This is a genomic window from Rhizobium sp. NXC14 (assembly GCF_002117485.1).
Lineage (GTDB): Bacteria > Pseudomonadota > Alphaproteobacteria > Rhizobiales > Rhizobiaceae > Rhizobium.
This window is the reverse complement of sequence record NZ_CP021030.1, coordinates 1,266,839-1,281,512: the sequence shown is the minus strand read 5'-3', so window position 1 is coordinate 1,281,512 and position 14,674 is coordinate 1,266,839. Positions and strand designations below refer to the sequence as shown.

At 61.3% G+C, this 14,674-nt stretch carries 15 protein-coding genes; 11 read left to right on the top strand and 4 right to left on the bottom strand.

Features of this window, described 5'->3' with window-relative positions; translation table 11 throughout:
• The first annotated feature begins 30 nt into the window (after window positions 1–30).
• Window positions 31–1,293 (top strand): multidrug efflux MFS transporter, encoded by a 1,263-nt coding sequence (locus NXC14_RS06330; protein WP_085777440.1) that lies wholly within the window; start codon window positions 31–33, stop codon window positions 1,291–1,293.
• Here the strand turns inward: NXC14_RS06330 and NXC14_RS06325 are convergent.
• Window positions 1,255–1,872: a TetR/AcrR family transcriptional regulator gene (locus tag NXC14_RS06325; protein WP_085777439.1), complete on the bottom strand. Its 618-nt coding sequence runs from the start codon at window positions 1,870–1,872 to the stop codon at window positions 1,255–1,257. The two genes, NXC14_RS06330 and NXC14_RS06325, sit on opposite strands and share 39 nt — an antisense overlap.
• 117 nt (window positions 1,873–1,989) lie before the next feature.
• Between NXC14_RS06325 and NXC14_RS06320 the strand changes: the two genes are divergently transcribed.
• Window positions 1,990–2,661, top strand: a complete 672-nt coding sequence (locus NXC14_RS06320; protein WP_085777438.1) for a glutathione S-transferase N-terminal domain-containing protein — start codon at window positions 1,990–1,992, stop codon at window positions 2,659–2,661.
• Between the two features lie 12 nt (window positions 2,662–2,673).
• On the opposite strand, the gene nadE is transcribed toward NXC14_RS06320, so the two are convergent.
• Window positions 2,674–3,507, bottom strand: a complete 834-nt coding sequence (gene nadE, locus NXC14_RS06315) for an ammonia-dependent NAD(+) synthetase (RefSeq protein ID WP_085777437.1) — start codon at window positions 3,505–3,507, stop codon at window positions 2,674–2,676.
• A 460-nt stretch (window positions 3,508–3,967) separates the two neighbouring features.
• Window positions 3,968–4,855 (bottom strand): branched-chain amino acid aminotransferase, encoded by an 888-nt coding sequence (locus tag NXC14_RS06310; protein ID WP_085777436.1) that lies wholly within the window; start codon window positions 4,853–4,855, stop codon window positions 3,968–3,970.
• A gap of 244 nt (window positions 4,856–5,099) precedes the next feature.
• Between NXC14_RS06310 and NXC14_RS06305 the strand changes: the two genes are divergently transcribed.
• Entirely contained in the window at window positions 5,100–6,143 is a 1,044-nt protein-coding gene (locus NXC14_RS06305) for a zinc-dependent alcohol dehydrogenase family protein (protein WP_085777435.1), read from the top strand.
• Window positions 6,144–6,227: 84 nt separating this feature from the next.
• Here the strand turns inward: NXC14_RS06305 and NXC14_RS06300 are convergent, their stop codons facing one another.
• A complete protein-coding gene (locus tag NXC14_RS06300; RefSeq protein WP_085777434.1) occupies window positions 6,228–7,154 on the bottom strand; it encodes an AraC family transcriptional regulator in 927 nt (308 codons plus the stop codon).
• 242 nt (window positions 7,155–7,396) lie between these two features.
• On the opposite strand from NXC14_RS06300, the gene NXC14_RS06295 reads away from it, so the two are divergent.
• From NXC14_RS06295 to NXC14_RS06260, 8 genes are all read left to right on the top strand, one after another.
• On the top strand, window positions 7,397–8,827 hold the full coding sequence (locus tag NXC14_RS06295) for an extracellular solute-binding protein (RefSeq protein WP_085777433.1): 1,431 nt from the start codon (window positions 7,397–7,399) through the stop codon (window positions 8,825–8,827).
• Between the two features lie 136 nt (window positions 8,828–8,963).
• A complete protein-coding gene (locus tag NXC14_RS06290) occupies window positions 8,964–9,842 on the top strand; it encodes a sugar ABC transporter permease (protein WP_085777432.1) in 879 nt (292 codons plus the stop codon).
• Window positions 9,839–10,672, top strand: a complete 834-nt coding sequence (locus NXC14_RS06285; protein WP_085777431.1) for a carbohydrate ABC transporter permease — start codon at window positions 9,839–9,841, stop codon at window positions 10,670–10,672. The genes NXC14_RS06290 and NXC14_RS06285 overlap by 4 nt, the downstream gene beginning before the upstream one ends.
• A 1-nt stretch (window position 10,673) precedes the next feature.
• Window positions 10,674–10,880 (top strand): DUF2160 family membrane protein, encoded by a 207-nt coding sequence (locus tag NXC14_RS06280; RefSeq protein WP_010052171.1) that lies wholly within the window; start codon window positions 10,674–10,676, stop codon window positions 10,878–10,880.
• Between the two features lie 4 nt (window positions 10,881–10,884).
• Complete coding sequence (locus NXC14_RS06275) at window positions 10,885–11,925, top strand: NAD(P)-dependent alcohol dehydrogenase (RefSeq protein WP_085777430.1); 1,041 nt, start codon at window positions 10,885–10,887, stop codon at window positions 11,923–11,925.
• 122 nt (window positions 11,926–12,047) lie between these two features.
• The gene (gene ugpC / locus NXC14_RS06270) at window positions 12,048–13,118 is read left to right on the top strand and encodes a sn-glycerol-3-phosphate ABC transporter ATP-binding protein UgpC (protein WP_085777429.1); all 1,071 of its coding nucleotides are present in this window, start codon (window positions 12,048–12,050) and stop codon (window positions 13,116–13,118) included.
• Window positions 13,119–13,143: 25 nt separating this feature from the next.
• Window positions 13,144–13,872 (top strand): SDR family oxidoreductase, encoded by a 729-nt coding sequence (locus NXC14_RS06265; RefSeq protein WP_085777428.1) that lies wholly within the window; start codon window positions 13,144–13,146, stop codon window positions 13,870–13,872.
• Window positions 13,873–13,895: 23 nt separating this feature from the next.
• Entirely contained in the window at window positions 13,896–14,624 is a 729-nt protein-coding gene (locus NXC14_RS06260) for an SDR family oxidoreductase (protein ID WP_085777427.1), read from the top strand.
• Window positions 14,625–14,674: the final 50 nt, after the last annotated feature.

Here is a 14,674-nt window from a genome sequence, read left to right as displayed (position 1 = left end):
CGCAACCGCGCTACAGGATCAATGCAAGCAATGACAGACACACAATGGGACGCCGGTGTCAGGCCGGGCTCAATCTATTGGAAGCGCAACCTTGCCGTCTCGCTGATCGGCTCCTTCACCACGATCGTGGCGATGACGCTGCTGCTTCCCTTCCTGCCGCTCTATGTCGAGGAACTCGGCGTGACCGACCATGCGGCGATCGTGCAATGGTCGGGCATTGCCTATGGCGCGACCTTTCTTGCCGCGGCGCTCGTTGCGCCGCTCTGGGGGCGGCTCGGCGACATCTACGGCCGCAAGCTGATGCTGGTGCGCGCCAGCCTCGGCATGACGCTGGCGATTTCGCTGATGGGCATGGCCGGCGATGTCTGGCAGCTGGTGGCGCTGCGCCTGTTCGTCGGGCTTGCCGGCGGCTACTCCTCCGGCTCGATGGTGCTGGTGGCGACGCAGACGCCGAAGGACCGCTCCGCCTGGGCGCTCGGCGTGCTCTCCTCCGGCATCATGGCCGGCAATCTCGTGGGGCCGCTGATCGGCGGAGCGCTGCCGCCGATCATCGGCATCCGCGGCACGTTTCTCGCCGCCGGCGGCATGATCTTTTTCGCCTTTCTCGCCACCACCTTGCTGATCAAGGAGGAGAAGTCGCCGGATCGCCGCCAGGCGGCCAAGGCGAGCGGCGGCTGGAAATCCATCGCCGACAGGCGGCCTGTTATCGCCATGCTGGCGACCGGCATGCTGCTGATGCTCGCCAATATGTCGATCGAGCCAATCATCACCGTCTATGTCGCCGAGATCCTCCCCGTCGAAGCGCAAGTGACGATGATATCCGGTCTCGTCATGTCGGCTGCCGCCCTCGGCAGCATTCTTTCGGCCTCCTGGCTCGGCAGGCTCGCCGACAGGATCGGCCACTGGCCGGTCATAGCAGGCGCGCTCGCCGTCGCGGGCCTGCTACTGATCCCGCAGGCCTTCGTCACCAGTTCCTGGCAGCTAATCCTCCTGCGTTTCCTGATGGGTGCAGCCCTCGGCGGGCTTCTGCCCTGCATCGCCGCCGTCATCCGCCATAGCGTGCCCGACAGCGCCGCCGGCAGCATTCTCGGGCTTTCCGTCTCCTCGCAATATGTCGGCCAGGTGGCCGGCCCTGTCCTCGGCGGTTTCGTCGGCGGGCATATCGGCATGCGGGCAGTTTTCCTCGGCACCTCACTGCTGCTTGTGGCGGGTGCCGCCTATGCCTGGGCGGTACGGCCGAGGGATACGGAGACATCAAACATGCGTGCTTCCGCAGATCAGCTCGACGCCTGAGCGGGCGATCGCCTCCAGCGTTTCGCGGCTGTCGCCGGCGCGGGCGCGCACGGCGAGCGAATGCATGACGGCGGAAGCGAGCCTTGCCAGCGCCAGCGGGTCGGCGCTTTCGGGAAGCTCGCCCCTTTCAACGGCAATGCGCATGCGCTTTTCGATCTCACCGTCGAAATCGTTCAGGCTGCGGCCGAGCACCTCGCGCACACGCTCATGTTCGACAGCCTCGACCGAAGCGGTGCCGATCAGCAGACAGCCGCGGGCGGCGGTTTCGCCATGCAGATAGATCGCCAAAGCACCGGCATAGACGCGCGCGAGATTGTCGCGCAGCGGCAGCGACGGATCGAGCGCCTGCTTCAGGACGTCCATGCCATCCTGCCGATAGGCCTCCAGCGCATCGAGATAGAGGGCCTCCTTATCGCCAAAGGCGCCGTAAAGGCTTGGGCGGTTGAGGTTGGTCGCGGCACTGAGATTGTCCAGCGAGGCGGCGGCAAAGCCCCTGTCCCAAAAGACATCCCGCGCCTTGCCGAGCGCTGCCTTGGCGTCGAAGGCCCGTGGGCGGCCGCGCTTCTTCTGATCCTTCATATTTGTACCACTTCGCAATAAATTCTTGACGAAGGCCATTTTATGCGAAACAGTACAAATGTCCAATCATTGCGGCGAGCGGAATCTCGCCGCCTCCGCAAACAGGGGAAACCGACGATGAAACTCTATATGCACGCCGCGGCCTGCTCGCTTTCGCCGCACATCATCTGCCGGGAGCTGGGACTCGACATCGAGCTCGTCCAGGTCGACCGGAAAACCCACAGAACAAGCAATGGCGAAGATTACCTTGTCATCAATGGCAACGGCTATGTCCCGGCGCTGATGCTCGACGACGGGAAGGTACTGACCGAAGGACCGGCGATCGTGCAGTTTCTGGCGGAAGGCTCGACCCTGCTGCCGGAGGTCGGCGACATCAGGCGCAACGAGGTTCAATCCTATCTCAATTTCATCACGGCCGAACTGCACAAGCCGATGGTGCTGCTGTTCAATCCGATCTATTCCACCGTGCATGAGGAGATCCGCGCGCTGATCTCGAAACGGCTTGCCTGGCTGAACGATCGTTTCACCGCACCCTACCTTACCGGCGATGCCTTCACCGTGGCCGACGCCTATCTGTTCGTCTGCCTCAACTGGTCGCCCTGGATCGACATCGATTTGAAACAATGGCCTGATCTGCACGGCTTCATGGCTCGCGTCGCGGCGCGTCCCAAGGTGCGCGAGGCGCTGCAGGCGGAAGACCTTCAGGCCTTCGATGCCGACGGCGTCTACTTCGCCCCGCAAGCCTATCTTGCCTCGGCCGGACGGGCGGGCGAGCCAGTACGGCCGTAGCGCCGGCCGCTCTCAGAGTGCGTTGACGGCAACCGGCAGGGCGCGCTTATGCGCCGTCGCCCGATAGGCGGCAAGGATCCGGCGGCGAGCAATCTCGCCGACCGGCTTGCCTTCAAGAAAATCGTCGATCTCGTCATAGGTGACGCCATAGGCCTCCTCGTCGGGACGTAGCGGCCGCTGATCCTCGAGATCGGCGGTCGGCACCTTGAAGACCAGTTCGTCCGGGGCGCCGAGCCGCTTTGCCAGCAGGCGGACGCGGCGCTTGTTGAGGCCGGCAAGCGGCAGGATATCGGCCGCACCGTCGCCGAACTTGGTGAAGAAGCCCATGACCGCCTCGGCCGTGTGATCCGTGCCGATGACGAGACCGCCGAGCGCGCCGGCCAGAGCGAACTGGGCGATCATCCGCTGGCGCGCCTTGATATTGCCTAGGATGAAATCCTGTCGGCCGGCATCGGCGAAAGCGAGGCCGCCGTTTTGAGCGGCGGCCAGCATCGCATCCGCCGCCGCCTTGATGTTGACCACCATTGATCGGTCGGCGCCGATCGTGGCAAGCGCCCGCTCCGCATCGGCCTCGTCCGCCTGGACGCCATAGGGAAGGCGCACGGCAATGAATTCTGCAGAGTGGCCGCTGTCGCGCAGCTCACGCACGGCCTTCTGAGCGATGAGCGCCGCCGTCAGCGAATCGACGCCGCCGCTGATGCCGAGCACATAGCCGCGCATGCCGGAAGCGACGAGATAATCCTTGAGAAATTCGGTTCGCCGCTCGATCTCGTGCTCGGGATCGATCTCGGCGGCAACGCCAAGCTCACGGATGATCTCGCCTTGTTCGTCGGATAGCACGGTCATGGGTCGTTTCCTCGGTGTTATGGAGTTCCGGGCACTATGGCGGTAGGGAAGCGAAGCGGTTTCGGGCACGCCCGCCCTGCATAGTCGAGCGAGCGTTTAACGTTTAGGATCGATCGGCGAAGCCGAAATGATTGCGTGACGACATTGTTCCCGACGAACTGCAACCTGCGTGAGGCCAGATGCAACGGGCATCTCAAACGCTCGTTACGTTGTCGTCGCTGAACGATTGACGACCGATTGCCGGCGTGGGACTGTTCCGCTTGGTGGGGCCGACGCGGATCTCCATTTTGCCACGCATGCCAGACTGCCTTCCAGTCCCCGAGGTTCGCAGTTTGTAATCGCTTATTGGGTCGATTGCTCCCGCTCCGCGGGACCTCTCCGGCCCTACGCTTGCGCTCCGGGCGTTCGCAGTTGCAATCGATGCACCGGATCAATTGCTTCGGCTGCGCCGAACCACTGCTCACTCCTCGCTATCGCTTCGGCCGTGGGCCCAGTCCATGTAGAGCTCCAGCGCCTTGCGGGTGACGGGACCTTCCTGAAAATTGCGGTCATCTAGGCGAGTGACGCCGACGACCTTGGAATAGTTTCCGGTGGTGAATATCTCGTCGGCCTGCATGAAATCCTCGACCGAGAGCGTGGCTTCCACAACGTCGAATCCGGCCTTGCGCAAGAGGCCGATGACGCGGGCGCGGGTGATGCCGGCGAGAAAGGTGCGGTTGGCAGCCGGCGTCATCACCACGCCGTCGCGCACCAGGAAGACGTTCGAGGAGGCGGTTTCGACGACGTTGCCGTTGAGGTCGCGCACCAGCGCATTGTCGAAGCCGCGGCTGCGGGCCTCGGCGATCATGCGGCCGCTGTTCGGATAGAGCGAGCCGGTCTTGGCCTCGGTCATCGCTGTTTCCGGCGAAGGACGGCGATAGGGCGAAACAGTGAGGCTGGTGCCGCCATGGCCGCCCATCGGCGCCTCGAACAGGCAGAGTGCGAAGCGGGTCGATTCGGCATCGACGGAGACGACGCTGCCGGGCGAACCGTGTTCGCCCCAATACATCGGCTTGATGTAGATCGCCGTGGCGCCATCGAATTTCGCAACCCCCTCCCAGGCGAGTGCGGCGATTTCCTCGGCCGATTTCACCGGCTTCAGGCCCATGGCGAGGGCGGAACGGTTGACGCGCTGGCAATGCAGGTCAAGATCCGGCGCGATGCCGTCAAACCAGCGGGCGCCGTCGAAGACCGAGGAGCCGAGCCACATGGCGTGCGAGGTCGGCCCGATCAGCGGCGGATTACCGGAGAGCCATTCCCCGTCGACATGAGTCCAGGTGGTTGAACGCGGTGATGTATCGACGGCCATGCTGCCCTCCCCTATCAAGTCGGGAAAGCAAAAGCCGCAGCGGCAAGTCCGGTCAAGGGCAAATCCGGGCGAAAAATGCGGAAGCAAGAAAATGCCGGAGCACGCCGCCGCGCCGCAATATTCGTGCGTGGCGACGCCAGCTTCGGCGATGGGTGCATCAGCAAAAATGATGGAATGAATGTTGGATCGGCCAGCTGCCGCGTGCGATGATGATGAACCGCGGATAGCTGCAAGGAAGACGCCGATGAAAGCCATGTTCTACGAAGCCTTCGAACAGGCGCCCGAAATCCGCATCCTGCCCGATCCCACGCCTTCGGAAGACGGCGTCGTCATCGCGGTCGGCGCGAGCGGTCTCTGCCGCAGCGACTGGCACGGCTGGATGGGCCACGATCCCGATATCCGCCTGCCGCATGTGCCGGGACACGAGCTTGCCGGGCGGGTCGTCGCCACCGGCCGCGGCGTCATGCGCTTCAAGGTCGGCGACCGGGTGACCGTGCCCTTCGTTTCCGGCTGCGGCCACTGCCCGGAGTGCCATTCCGGCAATCAGCAGGTCTGCCCGAACCAGTTCCAGCCGGGCTTCACCCATTGGGGCTCCTTCGCCGAATATGTGGCGATCGATTATGCCGACACCAATCTGGTGCACCTGCCCGATTCGATCGAGGACGCGACGGCAGCAAGCCTCGGCTGCCGCTTCGCCACCTCGTTCCGCGCCGTCGCCGACCAGGCGCGCACCGGGCCCGGCGAATGGATCGCCGTGCATGGCTGCGGCGGCGTCGGCCTGTCGGCGATCATGATCGCCACCGCACTCGGCGCCAATGCGATCGGCATCGACATATCGGAAGAGAAACTCGCCTTCGCGCGCGAATGCGGGGCGGTGGCGACGGTCAATGCGTCTGAAGTCATCGACGTGGCCGAAGCGGTGCGCGAGATCACCAAGGGCGGCGCGCATGTCTCGATCGACGCCCTCGGCCACCCCGCCACCTGCTTCAACTCGATCAAGAATCTGCGCCGGCGCGGCCGGCATGTGCAGGTGGGGCTGATGCTCGGCGAATACGCCACCCCGCAGATTCCGATGGCGCAGGTGATCGGCCACGAACTGGAAATCTACGGCAGCCACGGCATGCAGGCCTGGCGCTATGACGCGATGCTGGCCATGCTTTCGGCCGGCAAGATCGCCCCGCAGAAACTGATCGGACGCCGCGTCAGCCTCGAGGAGGCCGTGCCGGCGCTGATGGCTCTCGACAAGGCGGAGGCGACAGGGATCAGCGTGATTACGCGGTTTTCATAGGGAGCGTCCGAGTCTGGGCATAAATGAGTCGCAAGGAGAGAATACATCTTCTCCTCTTTGAGTATCATCGACCGACCGCTAGACTTACTGCATAGGCATATGATCTGCCACTGCCTGAGGTAACGGAACGGTTCTGCGGTTGGTGGACAGTTTCCGGTATTTTGACGGTGTTAGGTTGTGGTGGCGGAGAAACACCCGGTTGAAATTTGATAGATTGCGATAGCCCACCTCGAAGCAGATGTCCGTTATCGGCATAGAGGTATCGGTCAATAGCTGGCCCGCCTTCCAGATACGAAGCTTGTTGACGTGGTCGGTGAAGCTGTGGCCGCTGTTTTTCTTGAAGAATCGCGAGAAGGCGCTGTCGCTCATGCCGACCATGCGAGCCATATCAGGCAACCGGATATCCTCCGACAGGTTGGCGAACAGATATGCGAAGACCTGTTGCAGGGCTTCGAGCGAACCATAGCTCAGGTCCGGCACGTAAGCCTCCGAAGACAGTGTATCGAACTCGTCGGTGTCCCGCAGCAGCGAGAGCAATGACAGGAAGGTCGAAAGCCGCACCGAGCCGGACTGGAACTCCATGTCGAGTATCAGCGCCTCCGCCTGATCCCGCGCCCGGCCCTTGAAGGAGAGCCCCCGCTTTGCGCGAGCGAGAAAGTCACGCAGCCCCGCCAGTTCCGGCAGGAAGGCCGAAGCCTGCTCCAGCTTGGCCGGCAGAAACTGGATGACGATGTCACGTCCTGGAATGCGCTCATCCGGCCCGAGCGGTGTCACCCAGTCGTGCGGCAGGTTGCTTCCGATGACGGAAATATGGCCCGGGGTGAACGCGCCGACATGATCGCCTGCAAGTAGGACGCCGCTGGCGTTGGGAATATAGTGGATCTCCACCTCCGGGTGGAAATTCCAGACGTTGCGTTCCCACGGATAGTCGTCGCGGCGCCAGAGGAACGACTCGTCCGCGCCGGTCAAGACATATTCAAATCTCGCGACCGTCGGCGAAATAACTGACATTGCGCACATTCTCCCGTGCCTCCCAGCATGCTCCATACGCCGACAATCAATATTAGATTGTGCAACGCACACAAGAAATCATGAATAAATTCGGTATTTCGCGCATGAGAGTATCAGTATTGCGCAACGGCCGCGCTTGTGTCCACCCGTTCTTTCTAGAACTATTGAGGTCCGTTGAGCGTCTTGGAGGAGAGTTTAGACGCACAACCGGACCGACTTTGCGATCCAAATGGAGGAGAACAATGAACAGTTTCGTCAAAGCCGTGGGCGTCGGCTTCATTTCGCTTGGCCTTTGGAGCTCGACCGCTCTTGCTCAGGATTCCTGGTGGAAGACTGCCGCCCAGCCCTATCAGGGCGCAACCATCCGGGGCATCTCGGAATCGACCCCAGCATCGAAATATGTCGAGCAGGTGCTCGGTCCGAAGTTCACCGAAGAGACCGGCATCAAGGTCGAATTCGAGGCGACATCCTGGGACCAGATGTACGACAAGGCGATCAAGGACATGGAGGCCAATACCGGCATCTATGACTTCGTCTATATCGAGCAGGACATCGTATATACATATCTGGCCCGGAACTTCCTGGTCGATATCACCAAGTCGCTCGCCGATAATGCGAAGATCGCTTCGCCGGACTTCAAACCGGAGAATTTCACTACTTTCCTGAACTATTTCAAGGATCCGAAGTCGGGCGATGTCATGGGCGTCCCCATGGAAGCATTCATCAAGCCTTACCTCTACCGCAAGGATCTTTTCGATGATCCGGCGATCCAGAAAGCCTACAAGGATTCCACCGGTGCGGATCTGAAGCCCGCGACGACGCATGAAGAGTATACCCAGATCGCCAAGTTCTTCACCGAATACGGCGCAGACAAGGAGCTCTGGGGAACCACCGTACAGGCCTCGTCGAGCCACCCCGCCGCCTTCTACGAATTCTTCGAGTCGGTCGCGCCGACCTTTGGCGTGTACAACTGGGGCATCGATGGCACGACCTTCGCGGCCACCGAAGCGAACGGCGGCCAGATGAACTCCGCCGCCGCGAAGAAGGCGCTCAACTACTGGATCGGCCTGCTGAAATACGCGCCGCCGGAATCGACGTCGTCCACTTGGGACGAGGTTGCCGGGACATTTGCCGCCGGCCGCGCAGCCCAAGGCCTCGTCTACGGGGAAAACGCTGCCTGGATCGCTACCGACGAAAGCAAGTCGACCGTCGTCGGCAAGGTGGGAGTGGCATTGCCTCCGGTCGAGGCGGGTGTCATGGAAGCAGCCGAATCCGGCAAGGGATATATCGGCTATTACGATGGTGGCGCGTTCGGCATCCCCCATTCGTCCAAGAACAAGGACGCGTCGCTGCTATTCCTGCAATATATCGGTCAGGCTTCAGTGCAGACCGACTGGGCGCTGGCCGGCTCCCGCATCGTCATGAACTCGACCTACGACGATCCCAAGATCGTCGATCAGGACAAGAAGATGAACGGCTACTACACGCTGATGCGTGAGGACGGAAAGCTGTTCGCCGGAGCGCCGCCGTTCCCGTTCCACGCGCAAGTTCTGCAGGTAGTCGCGCCGTTCATCTACAAAGCGATCGTCGGTGAGATCAAGCCGGACGATGCGTTGGACCAGGCCGCCACCGCAGCCGAAGCTGAACTCGTGAAGCTCGGCTACCGCAAGTAAAAGACCGCACCTCCCAAGCGGTTGGCGGTCGCCTTCAGCAAGGTGGCCGCCCCTTTCCTGACTGCGGTTTGCGGGCCTGCCCGCGACGCTGGTAGTCAGGCGAATTAGTGTCAAGGACGATCTGACGGAGCGCAGGATGAGACAATCCAACATCGGATGGCTGTTTTTAACACCAGCCACGCTAATCCTGTTCGTCGTCGGGTTCGTTCCCTTCATCTACATTCTCTATGTCGGCTTCTTCGACTGGAACACCAACGCAGTCGACCCAACCCTGCGCTGGGCCGGCCTCCAGAACTATCGCAGCCTCGTTTTCGACACGACATTCCTGAACTCGCTTGCGCGCACGCTGGTCTTCGCATTCTTCGTCGTTGTGAGCGAACTGTTGTTAGGCTACGTCCTGGCCCGCGCGCTGATGGCGGACCGCCTGTGGGGCCGGCAGTTCTTTCGCACGATCCACACACTGCCGATCGTTGTCGCGCCCATTGCAGTCGGCGCTACCTGGCGGCTGCTTTGCGTTCCCGGCTTCGGCATCGTGCCCTATTACCTGAAACTGTGGTTCGGCATCGACTACAACATCTCGACCAATGCCTATCACGCCTTCGTCACGGCGATCATCATGGACCTGTGGCATTGGACGCCGTTCGTTACGCTGTCGCTCATGGCCGGACTGACCGCCTTGCCGAAAGAACCGCTCGAACAGGCGCAGATCGACGGCGGCAACAAGCTGCAGATTTTCTGGTACGTGATCGTTCCGATGTTGAAGCCGGTGCTGCTGACAACCGTCTTCATCCGGCTGATGGACGCATTGCGCTCGGTCGACGAAATCTGGATGCTGACCAAGGGTGGCCCGGCTGAGGCGACCCGGTTCATCGGCCTTCATATCTGGATCAACGTCTTTCCGAAGACCGATTACGGCTACGGTGCGGCCATGTCGCTGCTGACGCTATACGTCACGATCGTTCTGAGCTGGCTGCTGTTTGTTGCCATGACCGGCCGCAAGGGAGGCGCACAATGAGACGTTCCGGTATAGCGTCCTTCGTCCTTTGGATCTGTCTGACCATTCTGACACTGCTTCCGGTCTGGTGGATGCTGGTCGTTTCCATGCGCCCCCGCGTGAAGCTTTATTCGAAGTCGTTCCTCATCGACGATCTTTACTGGAACAATTTCCTGGCGGTGCTGAACAGCTCGACCTTCCTGCAGTATCTCTGGAATTCGCTGATCGTGGCGACATCGAACGCAGCGCTGGTGTGCGCGCTCGGCCTGCTCGCGGCGTTCGGGCTGTCGCGTTATAAAATCGGCGGCGGTGACAACGTGTTTTTCTGGCTGATCACCAACCGCATGGCGCCGCCAGCCGTGTTTCTGCTGCCGCTCTTCCTGCTGTTTACCAAGTGGTTCGTGTTCGGCGATTTCATGCTGTTCGACACGAAGATTGGCCTAATCCTGCTCTATTGCGTCTTCAACCTGCCCTTCGCCGTCTGGCTCTTGAAGGGCATGCTCGACGGGATTCCGCTGGAGCTTGACGAAGCGGCGCGCGTCGATGGTGCGACAACCGGCCAGGTGCTGTCCAACGTCATCCTGCCGCTGGCGCGGCCGGGGTTGGCCGTCACCTTCATCCTGACCTGGATTTTCGCCTGGAACGAGTACCTGTTCGCAGCGACCCTAACGTCGTCGGCTCACGCCAGGACCGTGACGACAGCGCTTGCAGAATATGTCTCGGTGACCGGAACGAACTGGGGCGAGATGGCAGCGATGGCGTTCCTGACCACGCTCCCGGCCCTAATCGTGCTCGGCTTCGTCCAGAAGCACATCGTGACCGGCCTCACGTTCGGCGCATTGAAAGGGTAAGATGATGGCTGGCGTTCAACCCCAGAAAACCCAACGCGACGGATTCCTGCCTATCCGAACCAACGGCTTCGACAGGGGCTTCATCTCGGTCGTGATCCTAATCCTAGTGCATCTTCTCTGGATGCGCTTCCTGGAGGGCGTATTGCCCCTATGGGTGGCGACGGTGCTCTGCCTGGCGCTCGCCGTGTTCATTATCCGAAAGGGCTGAAGACATGAGATCACTCGTCCTCGAACGCAAAGACGAACTGCGCATTCGCGACCTGGACCCGAAGGAGGCGCTCGGTCCAACCGACGTGCGCATCGCCATCAAGACCGTCGGCGTCTGCGGATCGGACGTTCACTATTACACCCACGGCGCGATCGGCCCGTTCGTTGTGCGCGAGCCAATGATCCTCGGCCACGAAGCCGCCGGCATCATCGAAGAGGTCGGCAGCGCGGTACAGAACCTGAAAGTGGGCGACCGTGTTTGCATGGAGCCCGGCATTCCCGACCCTCAAAGTCGCGCGTCGCGGCTGGGTCTCTACAATCTCGATCCCGCGGTGCGCTTCTGGGCGACGCCGCCGGTGCATGGCGTACTCCGACCGAGCGTGGTCCACCCGGCGGCCTTCACCTTTAAGCTTCCGGATAACGTTTCCTACGCCGCTGGCGCTATGGTCGAGCCGCTGGCTGTAGGCTTTCAAGCAGTTTCCAAGGCGAGGCTGACGCCCGGTGCGATCGCGCTGGTCACGGGCGCCGGGCCGATCGGCATGGTGACAGCGATCGCGGCGCTGTCGGCTGGTTGCGCCAGAGTTATCGTTACCGATGTTGTCGACGAAAAGCTTGCCGTAGCGCGCAAGCTCGACCCTGCCATCATGACCGTCAACGTACGCTCGCAGGACCTGAAGAGTGTCATAGCCCGCGAAACCGACGGCTGGGGCGTCGATGTCGTCTTCGAATGTTCCGGCGCGGCCGACGTGATCGCCGACACGGCGCACCATGGTTGCCCCGGCGGCGCCATCGTCCTTGTCGGCATGCCCCTGAAGCCGGTCCCGCTCGATGTCGTCATCGCCCAGACCAAGGAGCTGCGCATCGAACACGTGTTCCGCTACGCCCATGTCTACCCGCGCATCGTCGCGCTGTTGGGATCGAACCAGATCAATGTCGACGCGCTGATCACCGATACCTACGCTTTCGAGGATTCTGTCGAGGCGTTCGATTACGCCGTGCGACCGAAGCCGTCCTCCGTGAAGATCCAGATCGAGCTTGGGAGGTAGCATGTACCTGCGGAAGTTGGATCTCAGTGGCGGATGCAGGATACACCTCGTGGTGAAGCTGCCCGTGGACCCGTCCCGAATGATCGGCGGCCAAGCCGCCACAACTGACTAAGGATTGACACATGGCGACGATCGAGCTCGAGCAGGTCGACAAGCATTACGGCTCCTATCACGCACTGCGCAACATCTCGTTCGACATAGCCGACGGTGAATTCGTGGTACTGGTCGGTCCCTCCGGTTGCGGCAAATCCACGCTGCTGCGGTCGCTTGCCGGCCTTGAGGAGATCACCGGCGGCACGATCAAGCTTGGCGGACATCGCGTCGACAACATCGCCGCCAAGGATCGTGACGTGGCGATGGTGTTCCAGAACTACGCGCTCTATCCGCACATGACCGTTCGTGAGAACATGGCCTTCGCACTGAAACTGCGCGGCGAGAATCTTGCGGATCGCAATACCAAGGTCGACAAGGCTGCCGAGATGTTGCGGCTTGCGCCCTATCTCGACCGATATCCGAAGGCGCTCTCCGGAGGCCAGCGGCAGCGCGTTGCCATGGGGCGCGCGATGGTTCGCCGCCCAAAGGCGTTCTTTTTTGACGAGCCGCTGTCAAACCTGGACGCCGCGTTGCGCGTAGATATGCGTTCGGAAATCAAAACTCTTCACCAGCGCCTCGGCGCGACTTCCGTGTATGTCACGCATGACCAGATTGAAGCCATGACAATGGCGGACCGCATTGTCGTGCTTCGCGACGGCAAGGTGGAACAGATCGGTGCGCCACTAGAGCTTTACGACAGGCCGGCAAATATCTTCGTCGCCGGCTTCATCGGATCGCCGGCGATGAACATGCTGCCGGCCACAATCGATCTTTCCTTGAACTCAGCGCGGCTCGCTGACGGGTCGGCCCTTCCCCTTCCACAAGGCACGCGGGCGAGTAACGGCCAGGAGGTTATATACGGCGTACGTCCAGACCAGTGGATACTGTCGAATGGCGATGCGGGCGTACCGGCAACTGTCGAGTTGATCGAGCCCACGGGGGCCGAAATTCTGCTGGCAGTCCAATTGGCGGGCAAGCGGGTCTTGTGCGCCTTTCGCGAGCGCCACGCGCTGAAGCCGGGCGACAGGATACGGCTCGACGTCGATCCTGCCGCGGCTCATGTGTTCGACAGGCAAACCGAGCAAAGAGTCCCGTTCTGAGCAACAGGCATCGGAAGGATCAACCATGTCGGACTTTACAGGAAAAACGGTCATCGTAACCGGTGCTGGCAAGGGTATCGGTCGCGCCTGCGTTGAACTGCTCACCCACCGTGGCGCTCGAATCGTAGCCTTGTCGCGTACGCAGGCCGATCTGGATGATCTTGCGGCAAAGTTCGGCGCGACGGTAATATCAGTCAATCTCGCCGACAATGCAGCAGCACGCGCCGCCATGAAGAAGGCGGGACTGGCAGACGCGCTGATCAATTGCGCAGGAACCAACGTGCTTGAAAGCGTCATCGATATGACGGAGGAGGGCTATGAGCAGGTCCTCGGCATCAACCTGCGGGCCGCGCTGATTTGTGCGCAGGAGTTCGCGCGGGCTCGCATTTCAAACGGCGGCGGCGGTACGATCGTGAATGTGACCTCGATCGCCGGACATCGGGGTTTCGTGGATCACGTGGCTTACGCCGCTTCGAAGGCGGGACTGGAAGGCGCGACACGTGTGATGGCCAAGGAACTCGGCGCCTATGGAATCCGGGTCAATGCAGTGGCGCCTACGGTTACCATGACGGAGCTTGCCGCCAAGGCGTGGTCCGAGCCCTCCAAACGTAACCCGATGATTGTTCGCCACCCGATGGCGCGCTTTGCAGAGGTCGACGATGTCGCACGATCGATTGCACTGCTTATTTCAGAGGACGCAGCCATGATCAGTGGCGCAGTCCTGCCAATCGATGGCGGCTTCCTTGCTGTCTGAAAATCAAAAGGCGAGAAAAGACGATGACTAAATCACTCGAAGGAAAGATCGCTGCGGTAACCGGCGCAGCTTCCGGTATCGGGCTGGCGACGACCCGTGCGCTTGTCGATGCCGGCGCCAAGGTCGTGATGGTCGACTACAACAGACAGGCGCTGGAAACCTACGCTGCCGAGTTCGGCGACGCCGTAATCATGCAGGTCACCGATCTTCTGGACGCCGCAAGTTGTGCGGCCATGGTGCCGGAAATCCTGGCAAAGGTCGATCACCTCGATATCATGCACTGCAATGCAGGATCCTACATCGGCGGGGATCTTATCGATACCGATACCGCGGCAATCGATCGGATGCTGAATCTCAACGTGAACGCCGTCATGAAGAACGTCCGCGATATCGCTCCGCATATGATCGAGCGCGGGACCGGGGACATTTTGGTCACCTGCTCCGTAGCCGGCCATGCGCCGATCCAGTGGGAGCCGGTCTATTCCAGCTCCAAATGGGCGATTACCAGTTTCGTCCAGATCATGCGCCGGCAGTTGAAAAACCACGGCATCAGGGTCAGCCAGGTCTCGCCCGGTCCGGTCGTTTCCGCTCTGCTTGCCGATTGGCCCGCGGAAAACCTTGAGAAGGCAAAAGCCAACGGGAGTCTGATCGAGCCCTCCGAGGTCTCCGATGCCATCATCTTCATGCTGACCCGCCCGCGAAACGTCACGATCCGGGACATGATTGTCTTGCCGACAAATTTCGACGTGTAGGTAAGAGATACCAAGTCGTTGCAGAAGCTCAGTTCCGGGCTTCACGTCAT